This window comes from Enterobacter cloacae complex sp. HYC033_NIDB (assembly GCF_056673335.1).
Genome location: NZ_CP115123.1, coordinates 1,732,025 through 1,747,952, shown reverse-complemented (window position 1 = coordinate 1,747,952; position 15,928 = coordinate 1,732,025). Strand labels below are relative to the sequence as shown.

15 protein-coding genes are annotated in these 15,928 nt (G+C 55.2%); 3 read left to right on the top strand and 12 right to left on the bottom strand.

The genetic code is table 11. The annotated features are described in order from the left end of the window. Positions 1-35: 35 nt before the first annotated feature. Positions 36-1,280: an esterase FrsA gene (gene frsA, locus O1721_RS08220; protein ID WP_032647346.1), complete on the bottom strand. Its 1,245-nt coding sequence runs from the start codon at positions 1,278-1,280 to the stop codon at positions 36-38. Positions 1,281-1,384: 104 nt separating this feature from the next. Further along, positions 1,385-1,843, bottom strand: a complete 459-nt coding sequence (gene gpt / locus O1721_RS08215; protein WP_003863205.1) for a xanthine phosphoribosyltransferase — start codon at positions 1,841-1,843, stop codon at positions 1,385-1,387. A 258-nt stretch (positions 1,844-2,101) separates the two neighbouring features. On the opposite strand from gpt, the gene pepD reads away from it, so the two are divergent. Continuing rightward, complete coding sequence (pepD, locus tag O1721_RS08210) at positions 2,102-3,559, top strand: cytosol nonspecific dipeptidase (RefSeq protein WP_032647344.1); 1,458 nt, start codon at positions 2,102-2,104, stop codon at positions 3,557-3,559. 55 nt (positions 3,560-3,614) lie between these two features. Here the strand turns inward: pepD and dinB are convergent, their stop codons facing one another. The 8 genes from dinB to O1721_RS08170 all read right to left on the bottom strand — a co-directional run bounded on the left by dinB (position 3,615) and on the right by O1721_RS08170 (position 10,820). Continuing rightward, positions 3,615-4,673, bottom strand: coding sequence for a DNA polymerase IV (gene dinB, locus O1721_RS08205; RefSeq protein WP_023295965.1), 1,059 nt, complete (start codon positions 4,671-4,673; stop codon positions 3,615-3,617). A gap of 107 nt (positions 4,674-4,780) precedes the next feature. Further along, positions 4,781-4,981: a (Na+)-NQR maturation NqrM gene (nqrM, locus tag O1721_RS08200; RefSeq protein ID WP_032647342.1), complete on the bottom strand. Its 201-nt coding sequence runs from the start codon at positions 4,979-4,981 to the stop codon at positions 4,781-4,783. 2 nt (positions 4,982-4,983) lie between these two features. Beyond that, complete coding sequence (nqrF, locus tag O1721_RS08195; RefSeq protein ID WP_032647340.1) at positions 4,984-6,207, bottom strand: NADH:ubiquinone reductase (Na(+)-transporting) subunit F; 1,224 nt, start codon at positions 6,205-6,207, stop codon at positions 4,984-4,986. Positions 6,208-6,217: 10 nt separating this feature from the next. Then, positions 6,218-6,814: an NADH:ubiquinone reductase (Na(+)-transporting) subunit E gene (nqrE, locus tag O1721_RS08190; protein WP_003863217.1), complete on the bottom strand. Its 597-nt coding sequence runs from the start codon at positions 6,812-6,814 to the stop codon at positions 6,218-6,220. A 6-nt stretch (positions 6,815-6,820) separates the two neighbouring features. Further along, positions 6,821-7,459: an NADH:ubiquinone reductase (Na(+)-transporting) subunit D gene (locus O1721_RS08185; protein ID WP_003863219.1), complete on the bottom strand. Its 639-nt coding sequence runs from the start codon at positions 7,457-7,459 to the stop codon at positions 6,821-6,823. Then, complete coding sequence (locus tag O1721_RS08180) at positions 7,452-8,246, bottom strand: Na(+)-translocating NADH-quinone reductase subunit C (RefSeq protein WP_023295964.1); 795 nt, start codon at positions 8,244-8,246, stop codon at positions 7,452-7,454. Before O1721_RS08180 ends, O1721_RS08185 begins: the two co-directional genes overlap by 8 nt. After that, the gene (locus tag O1721_RS08175) at positions 8,239-9,474 is read right to left on the bottom strand and encodes an NADH:ubiquinone reductase (Na(+)-transporting) subunit B (RefSeq protein ID WP_017383123.1); all 1,236 of its coding nucleotides are present in this window, start codon (positions 9,472-9,474) and stop codon (positions 8,239-8,241) included. Before O1721_RS08175 ends, O1721_RS08180 begins: the two co-directional genes overlap by 8 nt. Positions 9,475-9,476: 2 nt before the next feature. Continuing rightward, positions 9,477-10,820 (bottom strand): Na(+)-translocating NADH-quinone reductase subunit A, encoded by a 1,344-nt coding sequence (locus O1721_RS08170; protein ID WP_032647337.1) that lies wholly within the window; start codon positions 10,818-10,820, stop codon positions 9,477-9,479. Between the two features lie 300 nt (positions 10,821-11,120). Here O1721_RS08170 and dpaA point away from each other — a divergent pair, with 300 nt between their 5' ends. After that, positions 11,121-11,861: a peptidoglycan meso-diaminopimelic acid protein amidase gene (gene dpaA / locus O1721_RS08165; RefSeq protein ID WP_006810008.1), complete on the top strand. Its 741-nt coding sequence runs from the start codon at positions 11,121-11,123 to the stop codon at positions 11,859-11,861. On the opposite strand, the gene O1721_RS08160 is transcribed toward dpaA, so the two are convergent. Further along, positions 11,832-12,599 (bottom strand): class II glutamine amidotransferase, encoded by a 768-nt coding sequence (locus O1721_RS08160; RefSeq protein WP_017383120.1) that lies wholly within the window; start codon positions 12,597-12,599, stop codon positions 11,832-11,834. The genes dpaA and O1721_RS08160 overlap by 30 nt on opposite strands. Before the next feature lie 48 nt (positions 12,600-12,647). Further along, positions 12,648-13,226, bottom strand: a complete 579-nt coding sequence (lpcA, locus tag O1721_RS08155) for a D-sedoheptulose 7-phosphate isomerase (RefSeq protein WP_003863232.1) — start codon at positions 13,224-13,226, stop codon at positions 12,648-12,650. Between the two features lie 239 nt (positions 13,227-13,465). On the opposite strand from lpcA, the gene fadE reads away from it, so the two are divergent. Then, positions 13,466-15,910, top strand: coding sequence for an acyl-CoA dehydrogenase FadE (gene fadE / locus O1721_RS08150; RefSeq protein WP_032647334.1), 2,445 nt, complete (start codon positions 13,466-13,468; stop codon positions 15,908-15,910). The last annotated feature ends 18 nt before the right edge of the window (positions 15,911-15,928 follow it).

Sequence of the window (15,928 nt, the reverse complement as noted above, 5' to 3'; positions counted from 1 at the left end):
ACTGTTTTACCAAACCAACGAAATTTAGCAAACTATTAACACAATCTCTGCGTGATCCAGCGTGTGATCTCTTTCAGCGCTTTGTCAAAATTCTGGTACACCGGGCTGAAGGGTACCTCCAGCAATTTACCGTCAGAAGATGACGACGTGATTAAGCGTGACTCCTCTTCCGGGCTAAACGGATCGTTCTTCCAGAAACCGGACATCATCGGGGTTGGGCAGCGGCGGCCGAGTAAGCCCTGCGTTTTTAATGAATAACGATTAAGTTCAATGCGCAACGCTTCGTCTGAAGCATCATGCATGCCAAGTCGGCTCGCCAGTACGTCCAGATACATCTCAGGAACGCTACCCTGACGCGCAGGATCGCTTAACAGAGCATGCACCACCGGGCCAAGACAGGCGACGGCCTTCAGGCGTGAAGATTCAAGGTAGGCAAGCCGTACCGCGACGTTAGCGCCAAAGCGGAAGCCAAACGCGCCTACCCGGGTGTGGTCAACCCAGGGGATATTCTCCAGCGCTTTTAAAGCATGCTGGTGCAGCAGGCTGGAGTCTTGCGTAAGTTTCCATTTGGATGAAAAACCAATGGAAGGCATATCAAGCGTCAGCATGGCGATTCCGTTTGGGGCAAAGTAGCGCTCATACAGGCTGTAATAGTCAATTTGTAACGAGTCCAGTCCACCGCACATCAGAACCGCCGGGAACGGCCCTTCCCCCTCCGGCATATGCAGGAATCCGGTCACCGGGCTGCCACCGGGAATGGCGAACTCAATTTCACGCATCCGGCCAGGCAACCGCTGGGCGGCCTCTTCATAAGCCCGGTTTGCCAGCGCCTGGGCCTGCTCTGCCAGTTCGTCGCCTTTCAGATGCGGGTATGCAGCGATGCTGTAAAGGTTTGCCGCATGCAGCCAGTGCTTGCCGCTGAGAGTGGCATCTTCTTCCTGGCTCGCTTTTTGCTGCCAGAGCATGGCCTGCTTTGACCATTCGTAGATCCAGTTTCCACCACGGTAGCCCACCACCGTATCGTAGAGATCGCTGTCGGTACGCTCGGACTCGCTCATCACGATACGCGCCTGCACGTCGAGGATTTCACGCGGATCGATGCCGCGCCAGATCCACATCAGGCGGTTAATCATTCGATACCAGTGCGGCACGTTCTTACCGTCTAACGCTGACTGAACGGCAGGCATTGTCCCCGGATTAAACCGACGCACCAGCGTCGACGTTTCAGGGTGCTTGAAACGGGGTTTGAAGAGAGTTTCGGTCAGATTCGCCTGCGTCATTGCGTTGCCTCCATGGATACGTCATATGAAGACCATTGTAACGCGTGGCAGGCTAAAAAGAACAACGCCCGGCATAACCGGGCGTGTAAAGTTACGTACTGAAATTAACGGCCAGAGATAGGCGGTACGAAGACCACGCCCATATCCCATGGCTGTTCAATCCAGGTATCCTGCGGGATATCAATAACGTAATCATCAACCAGTGGGCGACCCGCTGGTTTCGCAAAGATAGTGACGAAGTGCGCTTTTGGATACATTTCGCGGATAGCCACCGCGGTACCGCCGGTATCCACCAGATCGTCGATAACGATAAAGCCTTCACCGTCGCCTTCCGCGCGTTTCAGCACTTTCAGTTCGCGCTGGTTGTCGTGATCGTAGCTGGAGATACATACGGTATCGACATGACGAATACCCAGCTCACGTGCCAGCAGCGCCCCCGGTACCAGACCGCCACGGCTGACGGCAATAATGCCTTTCCACTGTTCGGAAGGCATCAGACGCGCAGCCAGTTTGCGTGCGTGAATCTGCAACATGTCCCAGGTGACGACGTATTTTTCGCTCATGTGAAGTGTCCCAGCCTGTTTATATACGGCTTAAAAAAATGAGGGTGAACCAGGTTGCGCGAGATTATAGAGATCTGACGCACTAAAAACCAGTGTTACGCGCCATGAGCCTGAGTTTTTACATGCTTAATGCTACCAGCCACGGGAGAAAGTGGTATTCTCAGTTGCATCTCGCAAGCCTGACTTGTGGTAACAATCAACCTGCTAACCCTGTGACCTGCAACATTGTTTTGCAGCGCATCGACAAGGAGACCTATCGTGTCTGAACTGTCTCAATTATCTCCACAGCCACTGTGGGATATTTTTGCCAAAATCTGCTCCATTCCGCACCCTTCCTATCACGAAGAACAGCTTGCCGAACATATTATGGGTTGGGCGAAGGAAAAAGGTCTGCACGCTGAGCGCGACCAGGTTGGCAATATTCTTATCCGCAAACCTGCCACCGCAGGTATGGAAAACCGTAAGCCAGTGGTATTGCAGGCGCACCTGGACATGGTTCCGCAGAAAAACAACGACACCGTTCACGACTTCACAAAAGACCCGATCCAGCCGTACATCGACGGTGAGTGGGTGAAGGCGCGCGGCACGACCCTGGGCGCAGATAACGGCATTGGTATGGCTTCCGCGCTGGCCGTGCTGGCTGACGACAGCGTTGAACACGGTCCGCTGGAAGTGCTGCTGACCATGACTGAAGAAGCGGGCATGGATGGCGCGTTCGGTCTCCAGGCAAACTGGCTGCAAGCGGACATTCTGATCAACACCGACTCCGAAGAAGAGGGTGAGATCTACATGGGCTGCGCGGGCGGGATCGATTTCATCTCTACCCTGCCGCTGTCCCGCGAAGCGATCCCTGCCGGATTCGAGACCTTTAAGCTGACGCTGAAAGGGCTGAAAGGTGGTCACTCCGGCGGTGATATTCACCTGGGCCTGGGCAACGCCAACAAACTGCTGGCGCGTTTCCTGGCGGGCCATGCCGCTGAACTGGATCTGCGCCTGGTGGACTTCAACGGCGGTACTCTGCGCAACGCGATCCCTCGCGAAGCCTTCGCTACCGTGGCGGTATCTGCGGCGAAAGCGGACGAGCTGAAAAACCTCTCCAGCGTGTATCTGGAGATCCTGAAAAACGAACTGTCTGCAAAAGAGAAAAACCTGACGGTGGTGCTGGAGTCCGTTACGACGGATAAAGCCGCGCTGACCGCACAGTCTCGTGACACGTTCGTCCAGCTGCTGAACGCAACGCCAAACGGCGTTATTCGCAACTCTGACGTGGCGAAAGGCGTGGTGGAAACCTCCCTGAACGTGGGCGTGGTGACCATGGGTGACGACAGCGCAGAGATCATCTGCCTGATCCGTTCCCTGATCGACAGCGGTAAAGAGTACGTTGTGAGCATGCTGGAATCTCTGGGTACCCTGGCGGGCGCGAAAACGTCTGCAAAAGGCAGCTACCCGGGCTGGCAGCCGGATGCAAGTTCTCCGGTCATGGCACTGGTGCGTGAAACTTATCAGCGACTGTTCAACAGCACCCCGAACATTCAGGTTATTCATGCGGGTCTGGAGTGTGGTCTGTTCAAGAAACCGTATCCGGATATGGACATGGTCTCCATCGGGCCAACCATCACCGGGCCACACTCCCCGGATGAGCAGGTTCACATTGAAAGCGTCGGTCACTACTGGACGCTGCTGACTGAGCTGCTGAAAGCAATTCCTGTTAAGTAATTAGCCGTTTGATGCCCGGTGGCGCTACGCTTGCCGGGCCTACGATTAGCGTAATCTACAGTCCCAACACCAGTTGACGCTCCAGCTGCGGATCCAGCAAGGTGACGTGCAGCCCCACCAGCCTCACCCCTCGTCCGCCCCGCCGTTCTTCCCACGCCTTTTTCGCCGTCGCGATAAGATCCTCTTTGTTGAGGCGTGGCCAGACGTGCTCCTGCGTCGTCTGCTGAAAATCGTTAAATTTCAGTTTGATGCCCTGTCGGGCAATAAGCAGATCCGGTTTGACCTTCAGTAAGCGTCGTTCAAGCTCAGGATAAAGCTGTTCCGTAATAATGGTTTCACACTCGGTCCAGTCATGGATGTCTTCGCTCAGTGTGCGTTCAACGCCGACCGATTTACGCAGCCGTTCGTTGTTCACATCCCGGTCATCAATGCCCTGACTGCGTTCCCACAGTACGCGGCCAAACTTACCAAAACGCTTAAGCAGCAGCGCCAGATCGCTGCGCTGAACATCTTCGCAGGTGCGTAGCCCCATACTTTCCAGCTTCGCGGCGGAAACTTTGCCCACGCCGGGGATTTTGCTGAGCGGCAGCGTCTTTAAAAACGCCGGAACCTCTTCCGGAGTGATGACGTACTGGCCGTTGGGCTTATTTAAATCGGAGGCGATTTTGGCGAGAAATTTGACCGGCGCGACGCCTGCCGATGCCGTCAGGTTCAGCTCGTTAAAAATAGTCTGGCGGATCTCCTGCGCCATCAGGGTGGCGGAGCCGTGGCAGTGCACGCTGTGGGTGACATCCAGATAGGCTTCATCCAGCGATAACGGTTCAATCAGTGAGGTGTAGCGGGAGAAGATCTCCCGAATGTGGCTCGATGCTTCTTTATAGGCATCAAAACGTCCGGGCAAAAGAGTGAGATGCGGGCACAGTTTCAGCGCCATCGCTGTCGGCATGGCGCTGCGTACACCGTATTTGCGAGCAGGATAGTTGGCGGTGCTGATGACACCGCGCTGAACCCGGCTGCCGCCAATGGCGATCGGAATATCCCGCAGCGCCGGGTTGTCACGCATCTCCACTGCGGCAAAAAAGCAGTCCATATCGACATGGATTATTTTGCGCATAGTAAGCCCTCACTTATTACTGGATAAGTATACAGTAAACAAATGAGGGTTGAGAAGTGCGCGCAGGAATTGTCGGGTGGCGGCGTTGCCTTACCCGACCTGGAAGACTAAAGAATGCGTTGCTGCTCGCGAGCCATCCGCTTTTTCCGCGCATCGCACGGTTCCGGACAATCGCACACTTTTTCCATTCCGATGGAAGAGATGCCTCCGCAACTGCCTTGAATGCTTTTACGCTTGATGATCCAGCCTAAGGACATGCCGAAGATCACCAGCACAAACACCGCAAAGGTCGCCAGAAAAGTCAGCATAATCAGCCTCCGAAATCATCAAGCATGATGTTCTCATCTTCCACGCCAAGATCTTTTAGCATCTTAATCACGGCGGCGTTCATCATTGGTGGACCACACATATAGAACTCGCAGTCTTCCGGTGCCGGGTGCTGTTTGAGGTAATTTTCATACAGCACGTTGTGGATGAAGCCCGTATAGCCTGTCCAGTTATCTTCCGGCTGCGGATCGGATAGCGCCACATGGAAGGTAAAGTTAGGGTTATCACGCGCCAGTTGTTCAAACTCATCGTCATAGAACATTTCGCGCAGTGAACGCGCCCCGTACCAGAAGCTGATCTTACGCTTGCTGCCAAGTCGTTTGAGCTGGTCAAAAATATGCGAACGCATCGGCGCCATACCCGCACCGCCGCCGATAAAGACCATCTCCGCGTCAGTATCTTTGGCAAAGAATTCGCCGAACGGGCCGGAAATCGTCACTTTGTCGCCAGGCTTGAGGGACCAGATATACGACGACATGACGCCAGGAGGGGCATCAGGCACATTCGGTGGCGGCGTGGCGATACGCACGTTGAGCATAATAATGCCCTTCTCTTCCGGATAGTTAGCCATGGAATAGGCGCGAAGCGCGGGCTCTTTTACCTCGGAAACAAAGCGGAAGAGGTTAAATTTATCCCAGTCTGCCCGGTACTCCTCAGGCACATCGAAGTCAGCATACGCGACGGTGTGTGCCGGACAATCAATCTGGATATACCCACCCGCACGGAACGGGACGCTCTCCCCTTCAGGGACACGCAGCTTGAGCTCTTTGATGAACGTGGCTTTGTTATCGTTAGAGATAACTTCGCATTCCCATTTTTTCACGCCGAAGATCTCCTCCGGCAGCTCAATCTTCATGTTCTGGCGCACAGCGACCTGGCACGCCAGACGGCATCCCTCTTTCGCTTCACGCTTCGTGATATGCGACAGTTCCGTTGGCAGAATATCACCGCCGCCCTCTTTGACCGTCACACGGCACTGGCCACAGGAGCCACCGCCGCCACAGGCAGACGAGACAAAAATCCCGTTGCCGGAGAGCGTGTTAAGCAGCTTATCCCCTGCCGGGGTACGGATCTGATTCTGCGGATCGTCATTGATATCAATGATCACATCCCCGGAATTGACCAGCTTCGCACGCGCCGCCAGGATCAGCCCTGACAGCACCAGTACTATCAGCGCGAACATCACCACGCCAAGAATAATTTCCATCTGTTAGCCCTTATAGCTGCACACCGGAGAAGGACATAAAGCCCAACGCCATCAGGCCGGTGGTGATAAAGGTGATCCCTAAGCCACGAAGCCCCGCAGGTACGTTGGCATATTTCATTTTTTCACGGATCCCCGCCATGGTGACAATCGCCAGCATCCAGCCGATACCGGAACCGAAGCCATACACAACCGATTCACTGAAGTTGTAATCGCGCTGAACCATAAACGAGACGCCACCGAAGATGGCGCAGTTCACGGCGATCAGCGGCAGGAAGATCCCCAGCGCGTTGTACAGCGACGGGAAGTATTTATCGAGGATCATCTCAAGGATCTGAACAAGCGCTGCAATCACTCCGATAAAGGTGATGAAGTTCAGGAAGCTAAGATCAACCCCCTCCACCAGCGCGCCATCGCGCAGCACGAAGTTGAATACCAGGTTGTTAATCGGAACGGAAAGCCCCAGCACAACGGTAACTGCCACGCCCAGACCAAATGCCGTCGATACCTTTTTAGAAACGGCAAGGAACGTACACATGCCCAGGAAGAAAGCGAGCGCCATGTTTTCAACAAACACCGCGCGCACAAATAAACTCAGGTAATGAGCCATTGTCGGTTACTCCTTTTCCTGCTGTTCAGGCTTCAACGTACGAATCAGCCAGATCAGCAAACCGATAATGAAAAATGCGCTTGGGGCCAGCAGGAACAGGCCGTTCGGCAGATACCAGCCGCCGTTCTGTACCGTATCCAGCACCGGAATGCCAAACAGCTTGCCGCTGCCAATAAGTTCGCGCAGGAAACCAACCGTCAACAGGATCACGCCGTAACCCAGACCGTTGCCGATACCGTCCATAAAGCTCGCCAGCGGTGGCATTTTCATCGCATAGGCTTCAGCACGCCCCATCACGATGCAGTTGGTGATTATCAGGCCGACAAACACCGAAAGCTGCTTCGAGGTTTCATAGGCGAAGGCGCGCAGGAGCTGATCGACCACGATCACCAGCGAGGCGATAATCGCCATCTGCACGATGATCCTCACGCTGTTGGGTATGTGGTGGCGGATCATTGAGATAAACATGCTGGAAAACGCTGTCACCAGCGTTACCGCCAGCGTCATGACCACCGCCGTTTCCAGCTTGGTGGTCACCGCCAGCGCCGAGCACACCCCCAGCACCTGTAGCGTTATCGGGTTATTGGCTAACAGCGGGCCAATCAGCACCTTTTTAACTTCTTTCAGTTCACCCGTATCAGCCATTATTCAGCGCTCCTTCACGTACATTCTTCAGGAAGGGACCAAAGCCCAGTTCACCCATCCAGAAATCAAAGCTGTGCTGCACACCGTTAGAGGTGAGCGTGGCGCCGGAAAGGCCATCAACGGCAAATTCATCGCCGGGACGCGCGCCCCCTTTCACCACCTTCAGCGCAGGCTGGCCGTTGTCGTCGAGCACTTTTTTACCAACAAACTGTGCCCGCCAGTTAGGGTTCTCAACTTCGCCTCCCAGCCCTGGTGTTTCGCCCTGATCGTAATAAGTAATGCCTTTGACCGTACGACCATCGGTATCCAACGCCACAAAGGCGTACATCATTGACCATAAACCGTTGCCATAGATGGGCAACACGATTTCCTGGATGCGCTTTTGCTCGTCACGGACGAGGTAAATCTCCGCGACATTGCTGCGGCGCTTAATGCCTGCCGGATCCTGCGAGGCGTCAAGCGTGGTGCTCATCTGCGGATCTTTTAGCGCCAGCGCCTGGTTGTATTTCGCCGGGTCTTTATCCATTAACTCCCCGGTTTTTAAATCCACCAGCCGTGCGGTAATACGTTCGGCAAACACCGCTGCGACGTCATCCTTCGTCATGCCTTCCTGCATCAGCCCGGCCACGGCCAGGATGTTACGCTGTTTATCCAGCGCTCGTTGCTCCTGCTGTAGCGGTTTTAACCCTACGGCAGAACCGGCCACGACAATGGAACAGACCAGACACAGTACCAGCACCACCAGCAGCGTTTTGCTGATGCTGTCGTTATTTTTGATCTCAGCCACGCGCCTTCCTCCGCTTAATGTTGGCGCGCACGACCAGGTAGTCGAACAGCGGCGCAAACAGATTGGCAAACAGAATGGCCAACATCATCCCTTCCGGATAAGCCGGGTTGACCACGCGAATCAGTACACACATCACCCCAATGAGCGCGCCGTAACACCATTTACCTCTGTCGGTAAACGAAGCCGAGACCGGATCGGTGGCCATGAACATCATGCCAAACGCAAAGCCTCCCAGCACGAGGTGCCAGTACCACGGCATGGAGAACATCGGGTTTGTGTCTGAACCAATGAAGTTGAAAAGCGTGGCGGTGAGTACCATCCCGAGCATGACGCCTGCGACAATGCGCCAGGACGCCACGCGGCCAAAGAGGATGATGGCCCCGCCGATCAAAATCATCAGGGTAGACACTTCACCGATGGAGCCTGGAATATTGCCGATAAACGCATCAAACCAGGTGACAGGCTGTCCGGTTGCATTATTGACCAGCGTTTCGCCGCCGCCAGCCGCCCACTGTGAAAGTGGCGTCGCGCCGGAGAATCCGTCTGCTGCCGTCCACACCAGGTCGCCCGAGATTTGCGCCGGATAAGCAAAGAACAGGAACGCGCGCCCTGCCAGCGCCGGATTGAGGAAGTTGCGTCCGGTCCCGCCGAAGATCTCCTTGGCAATCACCACGCCAAAGCTGATCCCCATCGCCGCCTGCCAGAGCGGCAGCGTTGGCGGAACAATCAGCGCAAACAGAATAGAGGTAACAAAGAAGCCCTCGTTGATCTCATGTTTGCGAATAATAGCGAACAGCACCTCCCAGAAACCGCCGACGATAAAGACAGTCATATAGATGGGGAGGAAGAAGACAGCGCCCAGCGTCATCATGCTGATCCAGCCGGCATCTGCCGCAAAGCTCACCCCCAGCGACTGCGCCAGACGATAGTGCCAGTCAGACTGAATCACCTGCGCCAGCTGCTCTGCATTGTACATATGGTGCAGCGCCGGAATAGTTTGCAACCCAACGTTATACATCCCCCAGAACATGGCCGGGAAGACCGCAAACCAGACCAGAATCATCATTCGCTTGAGGTCGATGGCGTCGCGAACGTGCGCCGCCCCTTTCGTCACCAGACCCGGCGTGTAGAAAATGGTCGTTGTCGCTTCATACAGCGGGTAGTACTTTTTGAGCTTCCCTTCGGTAAAGTGCGGCTCAATTTTTTCAAAGAGGTGTTTTAAGCCCATGGTTATCCTTCCTGCTCAATGCGGGTTAACACCTCGCGCAATACGGGTCCATATTCGTATTTACCTGGACACACATAGGTACACAGCGCCAGATCTTCTTCGTCCAGCTCCAGACAGCCCAGCGCCTGGGCACCGTCGGTATCGCCGGCCAGGAGATCGCGCAGCAGCACGGTGGGCAGAATATCCAGCGGCATCACGCGTTCGTAGTTGCCAATCGGAACCATGGCGCGCTCACCGCCGTTGGTACTGGTGGAGAAGTTAAACAGCTTACGACGCAGGAAGTGGCCGAGCGTGGTGCGTGTTACCGAGTATTTTTCTGCGCCAGGCAGCACCCAGCCGAACAGCTCTTTCTCGCGTCCTTCAAGCACCACGCTCACCTGAAGATGGAAACGACCCAGCCAGGCCATCGGGCCTGTTGCGTGCCTGCCGCTCAGCACCGAACCTGAAATAATACGGTTTTCACCCTCTTTCGTTTCGCCAGCCAACAGCGCCGTCAGGTCTGCCCCAAGCAGCGTGCGAACCAGACGCGGTTGGGTTGCCTGAGGGCCGCCGATGGCAATAATGCGTTCTGCGCACAGCTCACCCGTGGTGAACAGCTTACCGATAGCGATCACGTCCTGATAATTAAGATGCCAGACCTGTTTCGTCAGGCTTACCGGCTCCAGGAAATGAATATGCGTTCCCACCAGCCCGGCCGGATGCGGGCCGGCAAATTCATTAAAGGCCACCTGCCCTTGCGGATGCCCGCCCAGCTTACCGCCGCTGGCCTGGCAGACATGCACTTTGCCCGGCGTCAGTCGCGTTAACACGGTGAGGCCGGCATCGAAAGCGTTTCGTTCCGCCAGGATAAGAGGCTGCGGATCTGCGCTGAGCGGGTTGGTGTCGATGGCCGTGACGAAGATAGCGGCCGGCACAGTGCCAGGCACGGGCGTTTTGCTATAGGGGCGCGTGCGAAGCGCCGTCCACAGTCCCGACTCCAGCAGTTGCGTCTGCACCGCGTCGTGGCTGAGGGTGGCAAGATCGGCGGCGTCAAAACGCGCAAATTCGCGTTTCTCATCGCCTTCAATTTGAATAACAACCGATTGCAGGACGCGACGCTCACCACGATGGATGGCGACAACGGTGCCGCTGGCTGGGGCTGTAAACATAACGCCAGGATTTTTTTTATCCTCGAAGAGCGCCTGGCCTTTTATTACGCGATCGCCTTCCTGTACCAGCATCGCGGGACGCATGCCCACGTAATCATCACCTACAATAGCGACATGATGAATACTGGCGCCGGTGGTAACGTGCTGTTCAGGCACGCCAGAGATTGGCAGATCGAGTCCTTTTCTGATTCTAAACATGTGGTTAGCAGGTATCCATGAACAACAATCCAGAGAGGCCGGAGTGTATCATTTTCGGCCCTGCCAGGGGCAGCAAATCCGCCGACTGGCGCGCCGAAATGCGAGCTATTGCGCAAAGTTCCTGGAGGCAGGACATTATGAATGGGTTATAAAGTAAAACTAATTTGTAAACGCAAAGGTTGGCTCTTGCGAAAATCTCCATCGGTGCTAATGTGAGCGCTCCTGTCCAGATTAGTCTGATTTCGGGTGTCTTTTGCCGTTCTGGCAAGTTGGTCATTGTTTTATCAAGGAACCAGTAGTATGCGTAAAATCGCATTGTTCATTGCGATGCTTCTGATACCGTGCATGTCGTTTGCCGGGCTGCTTGGCAGTAATAGTTCAACGACGCCGGTCAGCAAAGAGTATAAACAGCAGTTGATGGGATCCCCGGTTTATATTCAAATCTTCAAGGAAGAGCGCACACTCGATCTGTTTGTCAAAATGGGCGAGACGTATCAGCTGCTCGATAGCTACAAAATCTGTAACTATTCTGGCGGGCTGGGGCCGAAACAGCGCCAGGGTGACTTCAAAAGTCCGGAAGGGTTTTACAACGTTCAGCGTAACCAGCTAAAACCGGACAGCCGCTTCTATAAAGCGATTAACATCGGTTTCCCCAATGCCTTCGACCGTGCGCACGGTTATGAAGGGAAATACCTGATGATTCACGGTGCCTGCGTGTCAGTCGGTTGTTATGCGATGACGGATTCCGGCATTGATGAAATCTTCCAGTTTGTCACGGGCGCACTGGTCTTCGGCCAGCCGAATGTTCAGGTCAGCATCTATCCGTTCCGTATGACGGATGCGAACATGGCGCGCCATAAGTACTCTGTTTACACAGATTTCTGGAAACAGCTAAAACCGGGCTATGACTACTTCGAGCAGACCCATAAGCCGCCGGTGGTGTCCATCGTCAATGGCCGTTACGTGGTGAGTAAACCGCTCAGCCATGAAGTGGTTCAGCCGCAGCTGGCGTCAAATTACGCGGTCCCCGAGACAAAATAGCGCCCACTCGCCTGGCATGATCTTTTGCCAGGTTTCGTTGCCGGTCAGCGGCTGCGTTGCAATGACAGTGACCACATCGTTCGGTGTGGTCTCCTTCTGAAAATCAATTTCCACATCCTGATCGAGCAGCGTGGCGACGCCAAACGGTGCACGTCGGGTGATCCAGAACAGATTCGTCGAGCAGAACGCCATCACGTAGCGCCCGTCAGACAGCAGCATATTAAAGACGCCCTTCTCGCGTAACTCAGACGCCAGTGACGCTATGTACTTAAAAACGGCGGTCATGTTGCCGGGCGTACGGGGGTAGCGCTCGGTCAGCTTGTGCAGCAGCCAGCAAAATGCTTTTTCGCTGTCCGTTTCACCGACAGGACGGAAATTGCCGGTTTCCAGCGACTTATAGCCCGAAAGCTGCCCGTTGTGCGCATAGGTCCAGTTACGGCCCCACAGTTCACGGGTAAACGGATGGGTATTTTCCAGCGCCACTTCGCCGCGATTTGCCTGGCGGATATGGGCGATCACCGAACAGGATTTAATAGGATAGTCCTGCACCAGTCTGGCAATGGGTGAGTTAAAGCTGGGTTGTGGATCTTTAAACGTGCGACATCCTTTGCCTTCGTAGAAGGTAATACCCCAGCCGTCTTTATGCGGCCCGGTTCCTCCACCGCGCTGAACCAGCCCGGTAAAACTAAAGCAGATATCGGTTGGCACATTGGCGCTCATCCCGAGCAGTTCGCACATAGATCACCTCCACAACAGCGGGGGGCACCGGCGCCCCCCAGCGAAGTCTTACTTAACCATCTCTTTTTCGATCAGTTGGATCAGGATGTGGATCACTTTGATGTGAATTTCCTGAACGCGATCCGCATAACCGAAGTGTGGTACACGGATTTCAATGTCCGCTGTACCGTCCATCTTACCGCCATCTTTCCCGGTCAGGGTGATCACTTTCATGCCCTTCTCACGCGCGGCGGCGATCGCTTTGATCACGTTAGCAGAGTTACCGGACGTGGAGATACCCAGCAGCACGTCGCCTTCACGGCCTACGGCTTCAACGTAGCGGGAAAAGATATGGTCGTAACCGAAGTCGTTGCCTACACAGGAGATGTGGCTCACGTCGGAAATCGCAATCGCCGGGTAGCCCGGACGGTTTTCACGATAGCGTCCGGTCAGCTCTTCGGCGAAGTGCATGGCGTCACAGTGGGAACCGCCGTTACCGCAGGAGAGCACTTTACCGCCGGCTTTGAAGCTGTCGGCAAGCAGGACCGCCGCGCGCTGAATAGCGTGAATATTGGCATCATCTTTCAGAAAATTCGCCAGCGTTTCCGCCGCTTCGTTCAGTTCGTTACGAATAAGATCCTGGTACATGAGGATAATCCTTCAGTATTGATGAAATAACACAGTGGAGTGTACCGGATAGCAGTAAAAGCGAGAAGCTAAAGCCATGCGAATCGTCCGGCGTTTTGATTTTTTGTGCCGGCTAAAACGCGAACAATGTGAACCAGGTTGTAATTATTTTGTAAACACATTGCTAAAGGAAATGACATCAACTACAACCATATCATCACAAGTGGTCAGACCTCCTACAAGCAAGGGAGCTTTTCTTTATGATGATTTTGAGCATTCTCGCAACCGTTGTGCTGCTCGGTGTGTTGTTCTATCACCGTGTCAGTTTATTCCTGAGTAGCCTGATTCTTCTGGCCTGGACGGCTGCACTTGGCGTCGCTGGCCTGTGGAATATCTGGGTCCTTGTTCCCCTGGCCATCATTTTGCTGCCGTTCAACCTGACGCCGATGCGTAAGTCGATGATCTCTGCGCCGGTGTTCAGGGGATTCCGTAAAGTGATGCCGCCGATGTCGCGTACAGAGAAAGAAGCGATTGACGCCGGTACGACCTGGTGGGAAGGCGATCTGTTCCAGGGCAACCCGGACTGGAAAAAGCTTCACAACTATCCGCAGCCGCGTCTGACCGCCGAAGAACAAGCCTTTATTGATGGTCCGGTAGAAGAAGCGTGCCGCATGGCAAACGACTTTGCCATCACTCACGAAATGGCCGACCTGCCGCCTGAGCTGTGGGCATACCTTAAAGAGCATCGCTTCTTCGCGATGATCATTAAGAAAGAGTACGGCGGTCTGGAATTCTCCGCTTACGCTCAGGCTCGTGTGCTGCAAAAACTGGCGGGTGTCTCCGGGATCCTGGCGATCACCGTTGGCGTGCCAAACTCCTTAGGCCCGGGCGAGCTGTTACAGCATTACGGTACAGAAGAGCAGAAAGATCACTACCTGCCGCGTCTGGCGCGTGGTCAGGAAATTCCGTGCTTCGCGCTGACCAGCCCCGAAGCGGGCTCCGATGCCGGCGCAATCCCTGATACCGGCGTGGTTTGCATGGGCGAATGGCAGGGCCAGCAGGTGCTGGGTATGCGCCTGACCTGGAACAAACGTTATATCACCCTCGCACCTATCGCCACGGTGCTGGGCCTGGCGTTCAAACTCTCTGACCCGGAAAAACTGCTGGGCGGTGAAGAAGAGCTGGGTATTACCTGTGCGCTGATCCCAACCTCAACCCCGGGCGTTGAAATTGGTCGCCGTCACTTCCCGCTGAACGTACCGTTCCAGAACGGTCCTACCCGCGGTCAGGATATCTTTGTCCCGATTGACTACATCATCGGTGGCCCGAAAATGGCCGGGCAGGGCTGGCGTATGTTGGTGGAATGTCTGTCTGTGGGCCGCGGCATTACCCTGCCGTCGAACTCAACAGGCGGTCTGAAATCGGTGGCGATGGGGATTGGGGCTTACGCGCATATCCGCCGTCAGTTCAAAATCTCCATCGGCAAGATGGAAGGTATCGAAGAGCCGCTGGCGCGTATTGCGGGCAATGCCTACGTGATGGACGCCGCAGCCTCGCTGATTACCTACGGCATTATGCTGGGCGAAAAACCCGCCGTGCTGTCGGCGATTGTGAAGTATCACTGTACCCACCGCGCACAGCAGTCAATTATTGATGCAATGGATATCGCAGGCGGTAAAGGTATCATGCTCGGCGAAGGCAACTTCCTGGCGCGCGGCTATCAGGGTGCGCCGATTGCCATCACCGTGGAAGGGGCAAACATCCTGACCCGCAGCATGATGATCTTCGGCCAGGGTGCGATTCGTTGCCATCCGTACGTGCTGGAAGAGATGGCTGCCGCGCAGAATAATGATGTGGATGCCTTCGACAAACTGCTGTTCAAACATATCGGTCACGTCGGTAGCAACAAGGTGCGCAGCTTCTGGCTGGGCCTGACGCGCGGGCTGACCAGCGCGACGCCAACCGGCGATGCGACCAAACGTTACTACCAGCATCTGAACCGTCTGAGCGCCAACCTGGCCCTGCTGTCTGACGTTTCCATGGCGGTGCTGGGCGGTAGCCTGAAGCGTCGCGAACGCATCTCCGCCCGTCTGGGTGATGTGCTGAGCCAGATCTTCCTGGCCTCTGCGGTGCTGAAACGCTACGACGATGAAGGCCGTCAGGAAGCGGATCTGCCGCTGGTGCACTGGGGCGTTCAGGATGCGATGTATCAGGCCGAACAGGCGATTGACGATCTGCTGGCGAACTTCCCGAACCGCTTCGTAGCGGGTGCCCTGCGCGCGGTGATCTTCCCGACCGGTCGTCATCACCTGGCGCCGTCCGACAAGCTGGATCACAAAGTGGCAAAAATCCTCCAGGTACCAAGCGCAACCCGCTCTCGTATTGGTCGGGGTCAATATCTGGCACCTACCCCGCATAACCCGGTAGGTTTGCTGGAAGAGGCGCTGCTTGACGTGATGGCCGCCGACCCGATTCACCAGAAGATCTGCAAACAGCTGGGCAAAAACCTGCCGTTTACACGACTGGATGAGCTGGCAAAACAGGCGCTGGCGGGTGGCATCATCGACAACAGCGAAGCTGCGATTCTGGTGAAAGCCGAAGAGAGCCGTCTGCGCAGTATTAATGTGGATGATTTCGAACCTGAAGAGCTGGCGACACAGCCGGTAAAGCTGCCAGAGAAACACCGCAAACCTGAAGCGGCATAAGGCCTTTTGCTCCCACAA